We start from the raw sequence: 20,379 nt of genomic DNA on the forward strand, positions 1-20,379 counted from the left end.
GGCTGACTCGTCAGGGACAAAGTGTCGGAACGAGTCCCATGACGCCTTATCGGCGCGGGAGTCCGCTCAATCAGGCCAGAACTCCACCTTCGCCACGCGCCCATCGTGGAACCGGACGATGCCCCAGTTGGTGCGCTGACGCGGCGCGCCGTACAGGAGGGTGGTGCGGTTCGAGTGAAATCGTGTTGCCTCAGGTTCGTAGGGAGGGGGAACACTGCGCACATTCCCTACGAGGCATCCGATGAGAGTCGATGGCGGTTCGGTCCTGGGCCTTGCCTTGCTTCTGGCCGTGCCCATAACCACCCATGCGGCCGCGCCAGATACGGAGGTGACTCCGGCGAAGTCGACCCCGAAGGCCCCAGCAGAAGTCCCCGCGTTCACGAAAGCGCAGGCGAGAGACATCATCGCCGACGCCCGCCGGATCGTCACCCCTAACGGGGTCCAGGAGTTGCTCGAGCTGCCGATTGGCGGAACGAAGCAGTGGATTTCGGTGCGAGGACGCGACCGTCGCAATCCCCTCCTGCTCATGATTCACGGCGGTCCCGCCTCGCCGGAGATGCCGACGAGCTGGGCATTCCAGGCGGGGTGGGAGGACTACTTCACTGTCGTCCAGTGGGACCAGCGCGGGTCTGGCAAGTCATACACCTCGAACGACCCGGCCACGGTCCAACCCACGCTGTCGCTCGAACGAATCACCCAGGACGCGGCCGAAGTCGTGCAGGCCCTGCGAAAGCGTTATGGCAAGGAGAAGATCTTCGTCCTGGGCCACTCGTGGGGGAGCCTGGTGGGCCTGAGCCTCGCGCATGAGCATCCAGAGTGGCTTCACGCCTACGTGGGCATGGGCCAGGTCATCAACGGCCAGGAGAGCGAGCGCGCCGGGTACGAGCTCACGCTCCGCGCCGCCGAGGCGGCCAGGAACGACGAGGCCATTCGCGAGCTGAAGTCGATTGCACCCTATCCAGAAAAAGACGGCACGTTGCCGCTCGAGAAGATCGGCCTCGAGCGCAAATGGTCCGTTCGGCTCGGCGGACTGAGCCATGGCCGGGACAACCTGGGGTACTACCTCAACCAGGCGGAGCTCTCGCCGGACTACTCCGACGAGGATGTGGCCGCCATCGACAAGGGCGCCGCGCTGTCGGTGCCGCGCCTGCTACCCGACCTCGGGAAGTTCAACTACACGAATGTCCGGGACTTCCGATGCCCCATCCTCATCTTCGCTGGGCGGCATGACTTCACGACGCCCTCGGAACCCACCGCGGCATGGCTCCAGCGTGTCCGCGCGCCGAAGAAGAAGCTGATCTGGTTCGAGAACTCGAGCCACATGGCGATGGTGGAGGAGCCCGGTCGCATGCTCGTGCATCTGGTCGAGGACGTACGTCCCCTGGCCGGCAAGGCCGAGCTCGACGTTGACGCGAAGTCCCCGGTCACTACCATGACTGAGTGACGTGTCCCTCAGCGCCCCAGGACGAACCGGAGGGGCTGTCTGACGCCAGCGCGCCTCGTGGACGAGGGAGTCCGCCAGACAGGCCCGCACGGCCCTCAGGGCATGCCCTGGTACGTGGTGCTGACGAGTGCCACGGTGTTCATCAACAGGTTGTCATACACGGGGTTCTGGCGGATCTGATCGACCGTGTCCCAGTTGTAGGGCCCGGTGACGATCTTCCCGTCAGCGCCGAGCTGCGCGATCGAATGGTTCAACACGCTCCGTCGATCGCGCTCGTGCTGCGGGTTGATCCGCTCGTTCCGGCGCGTCTCCATGAGCCAGTCGAACACCTCCTGGGTCTCGACGTACCACCCCGTATCCTCATCGATGACGCACTGGAGGTCGGGCGCCAGCCTCCCCTCGGTGCCGAACTGCTCCGCATAGCGTTGGATGTCCGGCACGTCCTTGAAAAGGAACTCGTCGAACTCGGCGGCCGCGGCGAAGGAGAATCCGCTCAGGTCCTGGTGCTGGTAGTAGGGGTTGCCTTCCTTGTAGATCCACCACACGTTGCTGATGGGGCGCAGGTAGAACTCGAAATCGTAGGCCCCTCCAATCGTCCGGTAGCCAGGAACGAATGCGAGCAGTTGGGTGCGGATGAAGTTCTGGATATCCACCAGCGTCCGGAGGACGTCCCACCACCTCATGGCGTTGGGTTGAGGCAAGGGAGGCTGCGCCGGCAGCACGATGCTCTGCAGGGACTCATAGCGGCGATCCATGGAGATCCGCGTCTGCTTGCCCGGGATGGGCGTCCCGGTGACATCGTAGACCTGCTTCTTGAAGCCGGCCTTGAGGAACTTCTCCCAGAGGATATCCGGCACCTCGATGAACGCGTCGCAGTCGAACTGGTTGGGATCGAAGGCCTGCGAGGTGAGCTTGTTGGGTCCCTTGTGATAGGCCTTCAGGCCACGCACCAGGCTGCCACGGAACTTGATGCGCACCCGTGAGCCTTCAGGGCCAAAGACCGAGAACACCTTCTGGATGATGTCCCGGAAGGGAAAGAGGATGGAGGCCACGTCCGTGATGGCATCCAGGCGTGGCTGATGGGGCGCGGTGCCCGAGACGTTGACGAAGTCCTGGAGATCGGAATCCAGCCCGATGGCGCTCCACTTCCGCGTCTCGCGGGTGATGAGCTCCTCCTGAAGCTCGAGGCTCGTCCTGGCGCGGCGCGGTGGCCTGCCCGTCATCTGCCGCCGTTTGGAGGGCTCCTCGAGGTCTTCCAGCCGCTCGGAGAGCTCCTCGACCTGATCCTTGAGACGAAACACCACATCTTCCAGTTGTTGCAGCGTCAGGGGCATGGAGCTCGCTCCGGCGGAGTCAGGTAGGGGAAACCGCTCTCTTCCCAGGACGGGCGAGACCGGCTCCCGGTGAAGCGCGCCCAGCTCGAAACCGGTGCCTTCACAAGCAAAGTCCGCCCGGCGTCTGTCTCTCGATTCCCATGGTCGGGGAGAGGTGGACAGATGCAGGAAAAGTTCCTGAACGAGAATCCCAAGCCATCTGGCAACAGCATCCGCTTCGATGCCTTGATGAACAGCCTCCTGTACTTCAACTATGACGAGCTGCTGATGGGCTACCAGGAGACCGCGAAGACCCTCTCCCAAACCCAGACGTGCGCGAGCTGCAGCGGGGTGGAGTCCACCAAGGCGCTGTGGGCCGCGGCCCAGGTCATCCAGGATGCCGGGAGGTGGAAGGGCGAGGGCGACACGCTCGCTCCGACGGACGTGGCGGGGCTCCCCCCCTCCCTCGCTCCAGCGCAAAGGGTGGGCTTCGGCACGAGCGGGGCCGCCATGTATCAAACCGGCGTTGCCAGATCGGACAAGTGGCAACGGCTGTATGACCGGGTGAGGGAGGCGAAGTGGAAGGACTGGAACTGGAAGAACTGGCTGGAGACGAACAAGGCCGGCCAGGAGCGGGACTACCTGCAGCGGGCCGTGGGAGCCTTCCTCAAGAAGCCAGCCCATGCGCACTCGGTGATGTCCCGCGCCACCATGAGCAGTGGCATCCGGCTGGCCCTGGTGGAGTTCTCCTCCTTCGTGAGTTGGGGAGGCCACGCCCGCACCGAGGACCATGAGCGCATCTTCCGCGAGAGCCTCGCCCTGCGCGGCCAGGGACAAAACCTCAACCTGGATGAATCCCTGCTGCTGATCCGCCTCTATCAGTCGTTCAAGGCGAAGCTGGCCAAGGCCCCCTACTTCGCCGACTCCCCTGCTCGCACCGTCTCCGCAATCCTGACATGCCTCATCCAGGCCAGCGCGGAGTGGGCGGCGGACGCCACGCTGGCGCCCTACCTCCACCTCCTCCTGCCCGGCTGCGCGGCCCTTTGCCGTGCCTGGATGCTGTCCTACGGCGAAAGCATGGCCAGCACGACGCTGGGCAAGCAGAAGCTCCACCAGAAGACCCGGTTGAGGCGCTTGCTGCTCCAGGCGGACTTCCGACCCCTGCTCACGCGAGAGAAGAAGGCGCCGAGCCGAGGCATCCCCCTGCAGGACTTCGAGGCCCTGGTCGACACCATCCGGGGCAAGAGCGACGAGTCGGCCCCGGCCTGTGCGGTGGTGCATGCGGTGGGCGGGAGCTGGGACACGGAGCGGAGCGTCGAGTTCGGAACCCAGTGCGGATGGTGCGAGCTGGATCAGGGCAGCGGCGACCTGACCGGGCGCTTCATGGCGGTCGCCCAGCAAAGCCTCGCTGGGACCAACCCCTTCGTGGGCACGGGCTACTACCAGTTCGCGAACGGCAACGCCTCTCAACCCACGGCCTGGGATCTCCAGTCCGCGGTGGCCTGCAAGGTGTGTGAGATCGCCACCGGGCGCCTCTTCGACGACGGGACGATGTACGGCATGTCCGAGGCGCAAATCCAGGTCATGTCCGAGCTGCGAGAGGTCCTCAGCGCCTGCCCGGCGGTCTTCGTCGGGTACGTGGAGGCACTGCTCATCGAGGCCTCCTACATGAGCGATGCCGCTCCCTTCATCACCAAGGTCATTCAACCCATGAAGGTGAAGTCATGAAGAAGACCGTCGACATCGCCGGGACCCAGCTCGAGCTCGAGCCGGAGCTGGCCTCCACGGCGGAGACCTGGCGGCAGTGCCTCGAGAGCTTGCGGAAGGTGTTGCAAGCGTATGAACAGCAGATGGACGAGCCGCGGCTGACCCCGGCCCTCACCGGAGCGAGCCTGGTTCCGCTGCTCGGCGGCCTGGTGGACCTGCTGCACGAGCACGTCGGATGGATGGATGCCGGTGCGCCCAACACCCGGTCCATCGCCCAGGAGCTGACCGAACGCTACGCGGATTCCTTGCTGGAGACCTGCTCCCGGCTGCTCACGGACTGGGACAGCCTCGAGAAGCTCTTCTTCTGGAGCGACCTCGAGAAGCACCAGCTCGTGTCCTTGCAATGCATCACGCCCACGGGGAGCGACCTGCACAACGGTGGCCGACAGGTGATGATCCTCACCTTCCTGCTCGCGCCCACGGGCGAGCTGCCCACCCTGTCCGCCTCCCTCACGGCGCGGCTCGTCTACAAGCCGAGCGCTCTGGATATGGACTGGTTCTTCGTGGGGGACACGCGTCACCTGTGCTGTCAGGGAGGGCCCTACGTCTACACGGCGCGGCCTTGCACGCACCGCACGTGCCGCAGCCTCGCCGAGCTGCTCAACCTCGAGCTGGGCAACGGGTTCGCCCTGCCCACCTACGTCGTGTGGCCGGCCAACTCCGCCACCGCCCCGCGCCAGGGTGACACCTCGCCCTATGGCTACATCCAATACCTCTCGCACGAGCTGGAACGGGACCGGACGGCGCAGGGCGAGGAGGACGTGCGCGCCTTCTACTTCGCCCAGGGCCGGCTGTGCGCTCTGGCCTACGTCTTCTGCATGGAGGACATGCACCTGCAGAACGTGCTCGTCCACTCGGGACTCCCGCACCCCATCGACCTGGAGAACGCCTTCGCCAACCCCTTCCGCGACCTCTCGCGGACGCTGATCTTCCGGGAGGACATCGGGCCTCTGCTGAGCACGTTGGATCCCACGGATGTCACCAGTGGCCAGGAGGGCACCCCAGAGACGCTCGCCTACCGGTTGTTCCGCAAGGCGGGCGGCTCCAACGTCCGGCTCGTGGATCCACGGCCCTACCTGTTCCAGCTCCAGCAGGGCTGCGACGAGACGCTGCGCGCCCTCGGAAAGCTCTCGGAGGAGCTGGGGGAACGGCTGCTCAATGGGAGGAACCTCGTCGCGCGCTACGTGCTCCGCGCGACGAGCAGTTACAAGGAGCGCCATGGCGAGCTGCTGGCCATCCTCCACCGGACGGAGGACTGGCATGACTGGGAGAAGGTGCGCGAGCTCCGGCAGGAGTGGTTCGAGCGCGAGGCCACGGACTGGACACTCTTCTGGTTTGGCCGGGTCCTGAAGGCCATCAACGGCAAGCTGACCCAGCTACAGGGGCCCGTGCCCGAGTACTGCAAGAACGTGCTGGACGAAGCGCTGACGGGCCTGGCCAGGAGCGTGAACGTGGACTCCTGGGCCAGGGTCACCCCGGAGCTGCTGAGCGCTCTTTCGCCCGGCGAGCAGGCCCCGGCCTGGGAGCGGCTGTTGGAGATCGCCAACCTGGTGTGGGGGATGTTCGAGCAGAAGTCCTATTCCGCGGGCGTGGAGGACTCGTGGGAGAAATTGCCCCTCTTCGCCGCCGTCAACCCGGAGGTGCACGAGCACCTGCGCGCCAGCCTCCCGTATTTCACCCGTCCCATCCAGGACACGGGGCTCTTCGACTCCAGCGGGGAGGAGGTGCGGCTCAGGTGGGTTGCCCAACCGCCCATCCCCACGCTCACACGCGACGAGTATTTTCCCGCTCCCATTGCCGATCTGGTCGCGGAGCGGCTGGCGGAGTGCGGACAGCCGGGCATCCGCGCCGCCATCGTCGGGCAGATCGAAACCTTGATGCGAGCCTGGCCCCGTCGCTAAGCGCCAGGGGAGGACTGTGCGTCCGTCGATGCGACGATGTTGACGGCCAACCCAGGGCTGCCTTCAAGCCTTTGAACCACGGTGCCGTCATTCAGCCCGGGGCTCTCCGCGATTCCTTCGGACCCGCAGCCTCCGACACGCCAAAGATTGAATGGCGTGGCAACGAGGCTCGCTGGATGCCAGATTGAAGGCATGGAACATCCAGTGCTTGCCCGTGTGGTCGAGGCTCTCCGGCCCGTCCGAGGCCTGGTCGCGCTTGTGCTCGGCGGCTCGCGGGCGAGGGGCACGGCCGGCCCCGCTTCCGACTACGACCTCGGCCTGTACTACGAGCCCGACGCGCCGCTCGATGTCGCGGCACTCCAGGCGGCCATTGCCCCACTCGTCGATGAGCCCTCGTCGACGGTGACCCGGCTCGGCGAGTGGGGGCCGTGGATCAACGGCGGCGGCTGGCTCACCATCGAGGGAGTGGAAGTCGATCTCCTCTACCGCGATCTCGGACGCGTGCGCGAGGTCATCACCGAGGCGCGGCAGGGCCGCTTCTCGATGAACTACCAGCCGGGCCACCCTCACGGCTTCAGCTCGGTCATCTGGATGGGGGAGGTCGCGACCTGCCGGCCGCTCCTCGATGCGTCTGGCCGCATCGCGGAGCTGAAGAACGAAACCTCGCCCTTCCCAGAGCCGCTCCGGGACGCATTGATTGCCCGCTTCGGCTGGGAGGTGGGCTTCGCCATCGAGAATGCCGAGCTCGCCGCCCGGCGTGCCGAGCAGATGCACATCGCGGGCTGCGCCTACCGGGCGCTGAGCTGCGTGGCGCAGGTGCTGTTCGCCTTGAACGGCCGCTACCTCATCAACGAGAAAGGCGCCTTGACCGAAGCCTCGACCTACCCGCTCACGCTCGAGGGTCTGACCAGGACCCAGGCCGAGATCTGGCGCGATATCGGCAATGCGGACCATGCGAGTGCGCTGCGCCGGCTGCACGCCGTGTCCGACGCTCTGCGCGCACTCGTCGAGAAAGCAGGCTCACGTTGGATCTCATCTTCTTGATTACATCCGCCTCGAGGCCTACTCGGATTCTGCCAATGTGAGACCAGGCATTGGGCACATCACCACGATGGAATTCCCAGCGATTCCAGCGGCGATGAACCAGGAGTGTCAGCCCACTCACTTAAGGTGTGCCCCAACGCCGAACTGATGGCCAGTTCGGAGAGAAACCCTGGGGGTATGGCATTGAATTCCACTGGTTTGAAGGCGATGTACACCGCGTGTCTCGCGGCCCTGGCGGCCTGTGGCCCGAACCCGATTCCGGGCAGCGAGGATCCGGAGCCCGCGCCCAAACTGGACATCGCCGCGTCTCAACTCCAGGCGCTCGCGGATTGCTCGTCTACGTATTCGCTCACCAAGGACGTGGCGCAATCGAATCTCGCGGGAGCGCAGGGAAGCTGGTCCTGCATCTATAAGTTGACCGTTCCGAGTGGCGCGGGGGCGCTCAAATTCACCACGTCGGGAGGGACCGGCGACGCGGACTTGTATGTCCGATACAACCTGGTGCCGGACGGAACGTCGTACGATTGTCGCTCGATGAGTGCCACCAACGACGACCAGTGCTCGATTCCGTCGCCGCAAGCCGGGACCTACTACGTCCGACTCTACGGGTACGGCCAGTACAGCGGCGCGAGCCTCAAGGCGACCTACGCCACCGCCTGCAGCAGCTCCACCATCATGGACGCGTCACGCTACTACCTGAACGTGAACGCGCCGCAGGGGATGTTCTCGTGCGGATACATGTTCACGGTTCCCACCGGAGTCAACAGCGTCACCTTCACCACCTCCGGCGGCACCGGCAATGGGGACCTCTATGTCCGGAAGCTGGATTGGCCTCGCTTGGACACGTATGACTGCAAGTCGGCGGGTTACAGCAACAGCGAGACCTGCACGCTGTATTACCCAACCCCTGGCACGTATTACATCAAGCTCTACGGCACGTCCGACAGCAGTGGCGCCCAGCTCATCACCACCCTGGATCGCCCCTACACCGCGCCCGTCCTCGTTCGCGGTCAGCCGTACGTCGGCGTCTCCCTGGCCGCGGGCGAACAGCGGCGATACGAAATCGACCTGCCGTGGGGAAAGAGCGACCTCCAGTTCGGTGTCGCGAGCGGAGCCAATACCGGCATTGGCAGTGTCGATTACTACGTGAAGTTCGAATCGGTGGCGGGGCCCCAGAGTTATGACTGCAAGGGCTACAATCTCGGTCCCGCGAGTTATTGCACGATGGGCTGGGGCAAGACGGGGCGATACTACCTGACGCTTGTCGCCAGGGACCGCCCGGTGACGGACCTGACGGTCTCGGTGAACTACACGGACTATTACAACTGACCGAACCCATTGGCGGAGGCGCCCGCCGGCCGACGGGCGCCTCTGGTGTGTTCTCAGGGGATCCAGATGGGGAAGGCGTGCGTCCCATCCGGGTTCAACCGCAGCTTCGTGATGCCACGCACGGCTCCGAGGGGGAGCGGGCCGTAGAGGTGCGGGAAGAGGCCGGGACGGGAACCGCTGGCAGCCGGTTCCCAGCGCAGGGCATCTCCGAGCGCGGCGACGTCTACCTCGACCAGGAGCAGGTCCAGCTCTCCGGCGCGGTGCCTGGCGGCGCTGGCGCGCACCTGCGCGGCGGTGGAGAAATGCAGGAAGCCGTCACGCGTGTCGTCGGCGCTGCCCCGGTACTCGCCCACTGCTTTGGCCGCCCGCCAATCCTCGCTACGCACCAGCGTGTAGATGGTGGTGACGGATTCAGGCGGGCTGGCTCGGTCGCTCATGCGCGCACGATACCATTCACCCATCCCGTCATACGAAGGGCCGTTCAAGCCTCCTGGAGCACTCCTTGCTCTGCGCTGCCTCCCAGTCGCCCCTACGAGTCGTCTGACACCCTTCTCCGCCCTTCTCCGCTCAGCGGGCCGCCTCATCCACTGGGTCAACGATGAAGCGACGGCATTTCAACGACCAGAAGTAGTTAGCCAGGTACCAGACCTTCAGGCCGTGGATGTAAAGCTTCGTATCGTCATTCAGGCCCTGGGACGCTCGCACCAGCCCGCGCTCCTCCCGTTCGAAATCCGCGATGCGGGACCTGAGCAGTTCCACCGCCCGGCGAACCGCCTCCTGCTCCGGATGACCGTGCCGCCGCATGAGGATGATCACGATGTTGTGGACGTCTCCCTGCTCCATTTCCTTTGGAAAGGAGACGAGATCGTTGGACAGCGTGATGATCTCCGACGAGAGGTATTCGAGGCGCCCCCTCCTGGCATTCGTCCAATCCACGCGGTCGTACTGGATTCCCGCCGCGGGCACGACCAGGTCGAAGCAAGGATGGGCGGCGCCCGTGTGCTGTCGCTTCGCCAGATACTCCTCGACATCCGGGCAGTACCCGACGCGGCGATTGTGGGTCTCCCATTCATAGGACTCGAGGTAGTCCGCGACATGCCCCGCGAAGCGCTCTTGCAAACCTGGAGAGGCCACGGCCCGCAGTCTCGACCAGATGTCACTCAGCCCCGAGTGGAGCGTTCGCCGAGGCAACTCCCGCGCCACGGCGGACGTATCACCGAGGAGCGACAGCAGACTCTCCCGGGATTGCCGGGCCCTATCGGTGCTGTGCCCGTCGTCCCCCTCATCAAATTGGTCATCGTACTCGAACAGCCAGGCCATCCAGTCATGGGCCAGGAGCAGGTTGTCGCGAGAGGCCGTGGGATAGGCCATGGCCGCGAACATGGGAACCGCGATCCTCCGGTGCTGCTCGAGGCGACCCGGCTTGTCCGTCAGCCCCACGCTCTCCAGCCAGTCATCCGCTTCCCGGTGGATCCCCGGGTAGTGCCTGTTGATGGGAGGCGGAGGCCCCCAGTCGACCGTTTCCAATGCCTTGCAGATGGACTGCTGATTCACTCGAACTCCCAAGAGGTTACCTCTTCCGGCGTGTGACCCGCATCCGCAGCTGCTTCGGGATCAATGAGACATGCGCTGGCGCGGGCTCGATCGGCCCCTCCCGCACGCACCGCGCCTCCCAGCGCGAGGCGATCGTCGCCAGGGTCAGCATGACCTCGGTCACCCCGAGCATCTCCCCGATGCAGCGGCGAACCCCCCCGCCGAAGGGGACGAAGCTGTTCATCGACAAGCGGTTGGCGCGCTCGGGGAGCCACCGGTCGGGCTCGAAGCGGTCCGGCTGCTCGAAAGACCTGGGACTGCGGTGGAGCAGATAGGGGCTGTACGCGATCCCGGTTCCCTGCTGGAGCTGGTAGGAGCCCAGGACGGTGTCACGCATCGTCACCCGGGTGAAGAGCCAGCCCGGTGGATAGAGGCGCAGCGCCTCCATGACGATTCGACGTGTTTCCTTCAGCTCGGGGATGTCGTCCCATTGCGCGGCCCGCCCACCGAGGACACCGTCCAGCTCGGCCTGGAGCCGTTGGGTGACGTCCGGATGGTGGCCCAGCAGGTACAGACACCAGCACAGGGTCGCGGCCGACGTCTCGATTCCCGCCAGCAGGAGCGTCGTGACTTGATTGTGGACCTCCTGGGGGGAGAGTCCCGCGCCTCCGCCCTCGTCCTTTTCCCTCAGGAGCATGGACAACACGTCCTCGCGCTCCACGCCGGACGCGATGTATTCCGAGATGATCTTCCGGATCTCCTCATGCAGGACCGCGAGCGCCCGCTTGTAGCGGAGGTTGCCAGGAGTGGGCAGCCGCTCGAAGAGCACGCCCGGCCCCACCGTCCGCACGAAAAGACCGTTGAGGTAGATGGACAAGGCATCGGCGATTCTCGCGATGGAGGCGTCGGCCATTTCCGCCGAGAACATCGAGCGTGCCGCGATGCGGGAGGCGATGTGATAGGCGGCGGCCTTCATGTCGACCACGGCACCCTCCTCCCAGTCGCGAAGCGCCCCCTCGGCGACCCCGGCCATGACGGATGAGTAGTCCTTGATCGAGCTTTTCTTGAAGGCGGGCTGCACCAGTCGCCGCTGTCGCTTGTGCGGCTCCGACTGGCTCGTGAGCAGCCCATTTCCCGTCAGCTCGCTCAGTTTCTCGTACAGGGAGCCACCCTTGTCGAAAGTCGCGCTGTCATGCAGGACCTGACGCGTGAGCTCGGGGTCGGTGATGACCACCATGGGCATCTGTCCGATGTAGACACGGACGAGACTCCCGACCTTCTCCAATGAGAGAAGGAACTCGCGCGGTCTGGTGAGCAGGGGCCAGGAATGTCCGAGCAGCGGCCAACGCGCGGGGGCGGTCGGGACATGCGCCGGGGCAGCTCGCGGCGTCTGTCCATCCAGGAGGTGCATGCCGTCCCATCTCTCATCCCTGTTCGTGAATTGCATCACCACGACGCATGAGCGTTCGATCCCTCTTTCGGGTGATTTCCATCAAGGCCTGACGATCTACCCTGCGCGCGTGCTCGAGACATCAGATGATTGCGTGAAAGACCCTCTCCACATTCTGCGCAGGGCGATGGCGCTGACGATCGTGGGCCTGCTGGCGGCATGCGGAGACCGTGGAGCGGCGAAGGCGAACCCCGAAGCCGCGATGCTCGGAAGCAGCCCCCATCCGGCCGCCCTGAGCACGGACGATGTCGGTCCCCCGCTGCCCGCCGGCCGCTACGTGCTTGTGAGTGCACTGAGCGGCAAGTGTGTGGAGGCAATCCCAGGCAATACCGACGGAGGGAGGATCCAACAAGCCACCTGCGTCGACGGTCCGAGCCAGACCTTCGAGGTGATTCGAGAAGCCGACGGAGGCTACAAGTTCGTCAACGTGGGCACCGGTCGCGTGCTCGACCTGAACGGTGGCTCCACCGCGGACGGCGCCGTCATCCAGCAGTGGAGCGATAACGGCTCCAGTGCCCAACGCTTCCTGCTGCGACGCGACCAGGGCAATCTCCACAGCCTGGTCAACGTGGGCAGCCACAAATGCGCGGCCATCGAAGGAGGCGTCAGCACCGAGGGGGCCGGCCTGCGGCAGGCCAGTTGCGACAGCCAGGCGCCGCAACACTTCCTCCTCCATCCCCGAAGCGGCGACAGCCGGGGCCCCCTCGCCGTGGGCCAGTACAGCCTGCGTTCGGTGAGCTCCAACCTGTGCCTGGAGCTCGCAGGCGCCAGCACGGCCGATGGAACCCAGCTCCAGCAAGCCCACTGCGACAACGTGGCGCATCAGCACTTCGAGGTTCTGCCCTCGGTGGATGGCACCTACCAGTTGCGTGGCGTCCACAGTGACAAGCCGCTGGACGTGCGCGGGAACACCCCGCTCAATGGCGAGCCGTTCCAGCAGTGGAGCGACTCCGGTGGGCCCAACCAACGCTTCAGGGTGACCCCGGTGGGAGAGGCCTTCCTGCTCGAGGCTTCGCACAGCGGAAAGTGCATGGACGTGAAGGGCATGAGCCAGGCCGAGGGCGGGCAGATCATCCAATGGGATTGCAACGGTCAGTCCAACCAGCAGTGGCGGCTGGAGGCCGTGACGCAACCGGCGCCCACCGGCTCCGCCCATCTGCTCAAGCTTCCACTCGAGCTGCTGAGCGATGGCTCCCCGTCGCTCCCAGCGCTCGCCGAGGCCAACCTCCATGTTGACGCCAGCAAACTCGGCGACGTGAGCCAACTGTGGTGGGTGTGCCACCGCTGCGCCTTCTTTGGCGCCCCCGAGTTCGAAGCGACGAGCCAACCCCCCACCCGGCTCAAGGCCAGTGTGCGTGTGCTCGGAGGCATCAGCCCGGAGCAGGCCGACGGCATTCCCTGGATCGACATCACGGACGCCACCGTGAAGCTGGCGGATGTGGAACGTGTCCAGGGTGGTCTGACCCGAGGCGGGTTCTACACCACGCGCATGAGCCTCGTGCTCGATGCCGCCACCAAGGCAAGGCTCGTGGCCGCGCCTGGAGCCAACCGCATCCAGTTCCGGTTCAACGGGACCGATGGCGAGTCCAATGGATACCGCGTCCTCGACCTCCAGCTGCAGGACGCCCAGGGCACCAGCCTGGCCAGCAACCCCGTGCGGTTCGCCGACATCCAGGCCGAGAAGGTGGCCGGCCAGACCTGGAGTGCCGATGTCCCGGCGGGCGAAGCGCTCTGGCATGGCCAGGGCACGCTCCTCAAGAGCAGTATCGTCAGGCGTAACATCAAGGCCGCCTGCGCCTCCTGCCACGCGACCGATGGGCGGGATCTGCAGTACTTCAACTACTCCAACAACGCCATCGTGCAGCGCTCGCGCTTCCACGGCCTGAGCGATGCACAAGGCAGACAGATCGTCGCCTACCTTCGCTACAGCCAGCGGAACGTGCCCCACGTGCCCCAGGCCGCGCCGTGGAACCCGCCATACCAGCCCGGCCCGGGGCTGGACGGCAAACCCATCATCGAATGGGCCGCCGGAGCTGGCCTGAGCGCCGTGCTCGAGACCCCCACCCAGGCCCTCCAGGCCCTCTTCGGCAAGCCGCTGGGTCCCCAGCCACTGAATCTGAGTCAGACGGATGTCGATGCCGTGATGAACGCCAACGCCACCCTGAACGCGCGGGAAGTCGCCATGCCGTTGCAGTACCCCGACTGGAACGCCTGGCTGCCCACGATCCATCCGCTCGACGTGTGGCCCGCGGGCGCCAGCAGCGCCGGTTCCTTCGAGAACGGAGCCCAATGGGCGCAGAGCAGCCGCACCCATCCCAAAGCCAGTGCGGACCAGATCGAAGCCTGGCTCGAGGCCCACGAGAATCCCAACGGGCAGTACGGGGACTGGCGCCACCTGACCCCGAGCGAGCGCAACGAGATCCAGGGCTACTTCAGCGCCTTTGGCTGGGAGGCCTACCGCTTCCTGGGCGGGGGCCGCGGCAATCACATCGCCAGCTCAGGCGAGTACGGCGCGCAGGTCGGAGCCCGCCTCCTGGCCGCGCGCGCCGCCAGTTCCACGACGGACAGCGATCCGGCGTCCTTCACCCCCAACGCCTTCATCGAGCGCGCCGTCATGAGCCTGCTCCACTGGAACGTCATCAAGCAGTGGGAGTGGGCTCACACCTATGGGCTCGAAGGCAACCAGCAGTGGTTCATTGGCGACTTCAACGCCGCCACCCAGACCTGGAGAGGCCGGGGTGAAGTGCGAGGCTGGCCCTTCAACACGGTGAGCGTGTTCTTCCTGGCTCCGCACATGCTGTACCAGGCCGACGAGACCTCTTCGGGGAAGGTCACGCGGGAGTGGTACCTGGCCTGGGAGCGCTCCAACATCGTGGGCTCGTACTACCGGACCAACGCCTGGTACCAGATGCAGGTCTCCATCAACCCGGGAGCTCAAGGCGACTGGGCGAACTACTCGGTGGACTGGCCCTACCTGACCGGCTTCGATGAGCTCCTGGCGGCAACCGTGGGCACCTCGACACCCGCTCACGCGAACGCGGCCTTCCTGAGCGACATCCGGCTGCTGCAGGCCCGCATCAAGTCGGCCCAGTACGTCAACAACGACATCCCGATCTACGTGCCAACCCAGACAGGCAGCCTCGTAGACAACCGCGGACGCTTCGGCCGGGCGCAGACCCTGAAACACCTGACCCCTACCAACTTCATGGACCAGGCGACGACACAAGGCTCCGCCAAGACGCCCTTCAGCAAGTTCGATCAACTCCAACCGGGCCTGTACCTGAAGGTGCTCAACGGGGCGATGAACCAGTTCAATGTCCTGTACACCGACACCGAGCCCGCGAACTGGCGGCGTTGTGATCCGGCCAACACGGAGCTGGGAGAGAACGAGCCGTATGCCGGATTCGCGTTCTGTGTGGATCAGACCCGGAATCCCCTGGCACAGCCTGAACCGGGCAACTTCGTGATGAACGCGGTGAACGGAAGGGTCACGGTCGAGCAGTCGCAGCAGTATGGAATCTGGAAGGCCACGCAGCTGGGTGCCGATGCGCAGCGCATCCAGAAGTGGCGCGAGTGGACCTCACGTCTCTGGCCTTGAACCGAGCTCAGCACAAGGAGAACACGATGAGAACCTTCACCACCGCCGACGGATGCAAACTGGACTACCACCTCGCGGGCTCGAGCTCGAGCGAGCGCACCCTGGTACTGCTGCACGGCTGGTCGCAGTCGCGCGCGATGTTCGATCGGGTGATTCCCATGCTCGCCAGGCACTACCGTGTCGTCAGCTACGACCAGCGTGGCCACGGTGAATCCGGCCACCCCTCGCATGGCGCTCGCATCGCCCGGCTCGCGCGCGACCTCGACGAACTCCTGACGCACCTTTACATCGAGCGGGCGGACTTCGCGGGCCACTCCATGGGGGCATCCGTGCTGTGGAGCTACCTCGACCTGTTCGGCTCCGCGAAGGTGAGCTCGCTCATCATCATCGACCAGCCCAGCGCCTGCACAATCCTGCCCTGGCTCGACCCGGCAGAGGCGGCCAAGGTCGGTGCCATCGTGGACTTCCCCGGCGCCGAGGCCTTCTGCAAGGGATTCACCGGTCCCGATGCGGCGAGCGCGCGGCGCAATTTCCTCGTCTCCATGCTTACCCGGCAGATCTCCGGCGAGGACCTGGAGTGGCTCTACCAGGAGAACCTCAAGCTCGACGGAGGCTTCGGCACACGGCTGCTGCTGGACCACCTCATGCAGGACTGGCGTGACGTGCTGCCACGCATCGACGTGCCGACGCTGGTGATCGCTGGCGAGGTCAGCCACGTCAATCCGGCATCGCAGAAGTGGAGCGCCGAGCAAGTCCCCGGAGCCCTGCTGCACACCTTCACCGCCAAGGAGGGGGGCGCACACTTCCCGTTCTTCGAACGGCCGGAGCCTTTCACGGTCGCATTGCGCTCCTTCCTCGACGCCCTGCCGACGCCGAGTGCCCGGGCAGGCGCCGTCTCCTGACATGTGGATTGTTGGCGGCAACGCCGCGCATCGATGACGCACCACCTTCAGCAACCATTCCACCTCTGCTCGCGTAAGCGGGGGCAACGACTCGAAGCGCACGCTGCCCTCCTGCGGCACGAAGACGCCCAGAGCGACCCTTCTCGCAGAAGGACTCACGCGGGGGCCGCCCACCCCTTCGCGGCCCAGGAGGCAGAGAGGGGTGGGCTAGAGTCGGAAATGCATCCAGGCATCGGGCTCGGGCAGCCGGCTGGCCGGGCTCCGGGCTACCGAGGGCACATGCAGGTAGTCCTCTTGTGTGTCCATCCCTTTGAACTCCGCCAGCCGTACCAATGCCAGGCCCTCGACGGACAAATGTCCCTCGGTGGCGAAGACCTCCGGGGCGAGGCGCCCGCTGTCCTCGGCCTCCTCCATGGCATCGCGGCGCTCTGCCAGGAATCGCTCGAGCGAACTCTCGAAGAGACGCGAGTCCCTCTCCAGGAGCGCCCGGCAGAGCTCCCACCGGATGTCGTCCGTTCCCTGCAGCGCCCTCTCGTACCTCTCGAGCAGGGCTGAGCAGTCCGCATTGGAAGCCCCTAGGAAGAAGTGCTGCATGAGGAGCTCGACGAACAGGAAATCCTCTTCGTACTCCGAGCCCCGGACCCACGTCCGCCTGGCATGCCGCGCCACCCGGGACGCGCACTCGGAATCACCCGCGGCCACCGCATCGAAGAAGGGCAGACATTGGCTGGTCAGCTTGGAGTCCTCGGCCACCTTCTCGAGAAAGTGGGCGAAGGCCCTGCCGCTGTGGTGGAGGCACGGGAGAAACCGTTCCGCGGTACCGCCCAGAAAGAGCAGGCCGGTGCCGATGATGCGAAAGTTGCGGCAAAAGGCGAGGAGCGTCTCCCACTGCACCCGCCCACCGAGCAGTTCCGGCAGCAACTCCTCATTGTCCACCGTGGCATTCTGAATGAAGGCGGGCAGGAACTCCGAAGGCATCGTCATGACAGGCTCCTGGACAGTGAAGGTCCGGTCACGAACCTCACGACCCCTCCGCTTGGAGGAGAATGCTCCCCACGGCGCCCCGCTCCGAGCGCGAGAGGACCACCGACTGGCCGGTACGGGCCCACCGCCCGCGCAAGTCCTGGGCGGCTAGACACACCCCCAGGGCTCCGCTGGCGGCCCCGGTGTCTCCCACGGCGGCGCAGGGCAGATGCATCCGGGGCTCCGCCAGGAGGTCCGAGAGGCTCACCCGCGCGCTCCCCCACTCCAGGGCCCGCCATTCCTCGCCGTTCAGGTCCGAGTAGATGTCACCGCGGAAGGGCAGCAGCCCCTTGCTCTCGCGCCCGAGGAGGATCCGAAGGCACGTCGACAACGCCCGCGCGGACCCCCTGGCACCGCCAGGGCTGTTCTCGGTTTCCTGTCCGGTCGCCACGCCCGTGACGACGGCATGGACCGCCGCCCCGCGGCGCCGCGCGCCCGCCTCGCTCTCGAGCAGCAGACACACGCCGGCTTCTCCCGGCATCAGCCCGGTGGGGCTCTCTTCGCACTTCAGCCGCCGCGAGTTGGCCAGCCGCTGCAGCAACAAGGGGTCAAACCAGCTATCCACCGACACCAGGAGGATTCGCTCCAGGCTGGAGCCAGCGAGCCGCTGCATTCCCTCCTGCAGCGCCAGGGCGGTGCCCGCATGACCGACGGTGACGAGCTTTGCGTCCTGGTGGGCAATCGGGCGCTCCAGCATCCCGAGGAGCGGAAGCAGGTAGGCCTTGCGGACGACTTCCGGGAGCTGCTCCTCCGAGGAGAGGAAGATGTCGGCATCCAGAGGGGGGAGGACCGCGATCAGCAACGTGCTGGCCCAGAACCGCTTGTCGGAGGCCTCGGGCAGGAGTCCCGGCTGCGCCAGCAATTCCCCGAGACAGCCGCCGGCCAGCCGCAGCCACCGGCCCACCAGGTGGAACCCTTCCGTATATCCCTGGATGGGGTGACCCATGAGTGCGATGCGCTCCTGCGACTCCTCGTCCACCAGGGCGAAGCCCTTCACCTTGCGCGGGCGGGCGATGCCTGCGCGGATGGCCGCACAGGCCGTATCCGCCGTGCGGCCCACGGAGGTGATTGCTCCCATTCCAGTCAAGGCGAGGCGCACGGCATCTCCTTCAAAAAGCTCTCGAAGGGCTGGCTCCCCGAGGCGAACCGGAGCCCTCGGGCCGCCTGCAGTTGGCGGCGCTGTTCCCAGGTCCACGCCCGTGTCTCGAGTTGGCAGGCGCCCCCGCTGCGCACGGCGAGTTCCCAGGCGAGAGCAGGGCGCCGTCGCATGGGAGCCACCTCCAAGGCATCCACCAACGCCTTCACGCTCCACAGACTCCCGTAGAGGTAGCGCCCCGCCTTGTCGAAACGCGACTGCTCGCGCTGCCACCATGCGTCCACCGCTTCCACACGCACCGTGCCGGGCAGGAGCACGGGGCCGGGAAGAGCCCCTTTGCCCTGCTCCTCGTCCGCGGCCATCGGCGCGGCTTCCTCCTCGGCCGCGTCCTCTCTGGCCGCCGCGAGGACTCCCTCCAGGGGCATGCCGGTGATGGCGGCGAACGACTCTGCCTCGAGCCAGCCTCCCCCGCCCTTTCGCAGGACATCCAACAGCGCCTCAGCCGCCGCCCTCCTCCCGCTGAAGCCGAGCGCCCAGGCGGCGTCGGCGCGCAGCGGGTCCACCGCCAGCGCCTTCACCAGGAGCTCCACCTCACGCGGGCCCCCGCCCACGGCCAGCGCGATCATCGCCGTCGCCAGCGAAGGACCCCCCGCCTCGACGAGTCTGCGGCACAGTGCCCAAGAGACCTTCGCGTGGAAGCGCAGGCCCGTGAGGAGGGCGGCATCCCGCTCCTGGGGATGGGAAGACGTGAGCCCCCGGGCCACGAGCCCAGCTGCCACGTCCTGGGAGGTAAAGCGTGCCGCGCGCAGGGCGGCAGTCAGGGTTCCGGGAGCGCCCTCGAGCGACAGCCTCCTGAGCACGACCCCCGTGTCCACCTGCCGGAAGGCGAGGCAGCCCAGCAACGGTCCACGAAGTCCAGGCCCGGCCTCCGGCAGCAGACGCATCAGGAGCTGGTCGAGCTCTTTGCGGCCGCTCAGCTCCAGCGCCCCCAGGAGCCCACGCCGTGCCTCCGGCTCCGACCGCACGAGAGCGTCACGGACCTGGCCGCTCCCGTCGAGCTCCGGCGTGGCGAGGAGGACATGGGCCGCGACCGCTGCGCGCGCCCAGTCGTCGCCCTCCAACGCGGGCTGCAACAGGCGCTCGATGACCGGGGCTCCATGAACGCGCAGCCCCTCCAGGTGAGCCAGGAGCCGCCCCTCGTCGCCCTCGGTCACCTCCGCCAGCACGTCTTCCAAGGACAGGAGCGCACGCTCCCGCTGCGACCAGAAGAAGGCCGACTCGTCGAGGTGCTGCTCCACCACATCCCAGAGGATTCTTCGGCGAAGCATGGGGGCTATGAGCAGGCAAGAGCGACATCAGGGCTCACGGCAGCCTCGCCTTGTCATTGATGTCCAGCTCCGACCAGAAGACATTGCTGAGCTTCAAAGCGCTGATCTCCTTCGCCAGCTCCAGCCGGACGACATAGGAATCCGGGGCCTGGTCGATGCGGAAGAGCTGGGGGGCGTTCTCCAGTTTCTTCCGGTCGAGCACGCGTTTCTGGAGGCTCACGATGCGGCCGGACTGCTTCGCCTCATCCTCCCAGACAATCGAACTCGCCTTGAAGTCGAGGCAGTCGAAGGTGCCGATGGGGTTGATGATGCTGTAATCCTGGCTGTAGACGCGCTTGCGATGATCGTACAGCGTGAACGGCAGGTACTCGATGTCGTTCGTGGCGTGCTTTTCGATGAGCGCACGGAACTTGCTGGAGACGATGAGCATGTTCCGGACGGTGCTCAGCTGGTCCGCCAGCTTGATGCCGGGGGACTCCTTGGACATGTAGATCTTCGCGTCCTGCGGGTACTCCGCCCCCACCCGCTTGCCCGCGCCAACCTTCCAGGCGGACATCTCGATGCCCTTGACGAAGTCGTGAATCACACACCGGCTGCGGTCATTGACGTTTCCCAGCACATCCAACAGGAAGAAACGCATTGGGTTTCCAG

General features: G+C 65.9%; 15 protein-coding genes. 7 read left to right on the forward strand and 8 right to left on the reverse strand.

From position 1 onward, the window contains the following. Positions 1-241: 241 nt before the first annotated feature. Positions 242-1,444, forward strand: a complete 1,203-nt coding sequence (locus tag DAT35_RS15635) for an alpha/beta fold hydrolase (RefSeq protein WP_108067779.1) — start codon at positions 242-244, stop codon at positions 1,442-1,444. A gap of 95 nt (positions 1,445-1,539) precedes the next feature. Here the strand turns inward: DAT35_RS15635 and DAT35_RS15640 are convergent, their stop codons facing one another. After that, positions 1,540-2,778, reverse strand: a complete 1,239-nt coding sequence (locus tag DAT35_RS15640; protein WP_108067780.1) for a hypothetical protein — start codon at positions 2,776-2,778, stop codon at positions 1,540-1,542. A 162-nt stretch (positions 2,779-2,940) separates the two neighbouring features. Here DAT35_RS15640 and DAT35_RS15645 point away from each other — a divergent pair, with 162 nt between their 5' ends. The 4 genes from DAT35_RS15645 to DAT35_RS15660 all read left to right on the forward strand — a co-directional run bounded on the left by DAT35_RS15645 (position 2,941) and on the right by DAT35_RS15660 (position 8,798). Beyond that, positions 2,941-4,485, forward strand: a complete 1,545-nt coding sequence (locus DAT35_RS15645; protein WP_108067781.1) for a hypothetical protein — start codon at positions 2,941-2,943, stop codon at positions 4,483-4,485. Beyond that, complete coding sequence (locus DAT35_RS15650; protein ID WP_108067782.1) at positions 4,482-6,425, forward strand: DUF4135 domain-containing protein; 1,944 nt, start codon at positions 4,482-4,484, stop codon at positions 6,423-6,425. The genes DAT35_RS15645 and DAT35_RS15650 overlap by 4 nt, the downstream gene beginning before the upstream one ends. A 192-nt stretch (positions 6,426-6,617) precedes the next feature. Next, complete coding sequence (locus DAT35_RS15655) at positions 6,618-7,469, forward strand: nucleotidyltransferase domain-containing protein (protein WP_108067783.1); 852 nt, start codon at positions 6,618-6,620, stop codon at positions 7,467-7,469. 177 nt (positions 7,470-7,646) lie between these two features. Beyond that, positions 7,647-8,798: a PPC domain-containing protein gene (locus DAT35_RS15660; protein WP_158501719.1), complete on the forward strand. Its 1,152-nt coding sequence runs from the start codon at positions 7,647-7,649 to the stop codon at positions 8,796-8,798. 53 nt (positions 8,799-8,851) lie between these two features. Here DAT35_RS15660 and DAT35_RS15665 read toward each other — a convergent pair whose 3' ends face one another. From DAT35_RS15665 to DAT35_RS15675, 3 genes are all read right to left on the reverse strand, one after another. After that, positions 8,852-9,235, reverse strand: a complete 384-nt coding sequence (locus DAT35_RS15665; RefSeq protein WP_108067911.1) for a DUF952 domain-containing protein — start codon at positions 9,233-9,235, stop codon at positions 8,852-8,854. A 130-nt stretch (positions 9,236-9,365) separates the two neighbouring features. Beyond that, positions 9,366-10,352, reverse strand: a complete 987-nt coding sequence (locus tag DAT35_RS15670; RefSeq protein WP_108067785.1) for a hypothetical protein — start codon at positions 10,350-10,352, stop codon at positions 9,366-9,368. Positions 10,353-10,368: 16 nt separating this feature from the next. Next, positions 10,369-11,742, reverse strand: coding sequence for a cytochrome P450 (locus DAT35_RS15675; protein ID WP_158501720.1), 1,374 nt, complete (start codon positions 11,740-11,742; stop codon positions 10,369-10,371). 133 nt (positions 11,743-11,875) lie between these two features. Here DAT35_RS15675 and DAT35_RS15680 point away from each other — a divergent pair, with 133 nt between their 5' ends. Together DAT35_RS15680 and DAT35_RS15685 are read left to right on the forward strand one after the other, a co-directional pair. Continuing rightward, the gene (locus DAT35_RS15680) at positions 11,876-15,379 is read left to right on the forward strand and encodes an RICIN domain-containing protein (protein WP_158501721.1); all 3,504 of its coding nucleotides are present in this window, start codon (positions 11,876-11,878) and stop codon (positions 15,377-15,379) included. 26 nt (positions 15,380-15,405) lie between these two features. Then, the gene (locus DAT35_RS15685; protein ID WP_146209730.1) at positions 15,406-16,281 is read left to right on the forward strand and encodes an alpha/beta fold hydrolase; all 876 of its coding nucleotides are present in this window, start codon (positions 15,406-15,408) and stop codon (positions 16,279-16,281) included. A 207-nt stretch (positions 16,282-16,488) separates the two neighbouring features. Here the strand turns inward: DAT35_RS15685 and DAT35_RS15690 are convergent, their stop codons facing one another. Genes DAT35_RS15690 through DAT35_RS15705 form a run of 4 tightly spaced genes read right to left on the reverse strand, consistent with a single transcriptional unit; the run spans position 16,489 to position 20,368 of the window. After that, on the reverse strand, positions 16,489-17,265 hold the full coding sequence (locus DAT35_RS15690; protein WP_108067788.1) for an Imm49 family immunity protein: 777 nt from the start codon (positions 17,263-17,265) through the stop codon (positions 16,489-16,491). Between the two features lie 37 nt (positions 17,266-17,302). After that, the gene (locus tag DAT35_RS15695; protein ID WP_146209731.1) at positions 17,303-18,403 is read right to left on the reverse strand and encodes a hypothetical protein; all 1,101 of its coding nucleotides are present in this window, start codon (positions 18,401-18,403) and stop codon (positions 17,303-17,305) included. Beyond that, positions 18,388-19,728: a TIGR02270 family protein gene (locus DAT35_RS15700; RefSeq protein WP_108067790.1), complete on the reverse strand. Its 1,341-nt coding sequence runs from the start codon at positions 19,726-19,728 to the stop codon at positions 18,388-18,390. Before DAT35_RS15700 ends, DAT35_RS15695 begins: the two co-directional genes overlap by 16 nt. 34 nt (positions 19,729-19,762) lie before the next feature. Beyond that, positions 19,763-20,368, reverse strand: a complete 606-nt coding sequence (locus tag DAT35_RS15705) for an imm11 family protein (protein ID WP_108067791.1) — start codon at positions 20,366-20,368, stop codon at positions 19,763-19,765. Positions 20,369-20,379: the final 11 nt, after the last annotated feature.

The organism is Vitiosangium sp. GDMCC 1.1324, assembly GCF_003044305.1.
Lineage (GTDB): Bacteria > Myxococcota > Myxococcia > Myxococcales > Myxococcaceae > Archangium.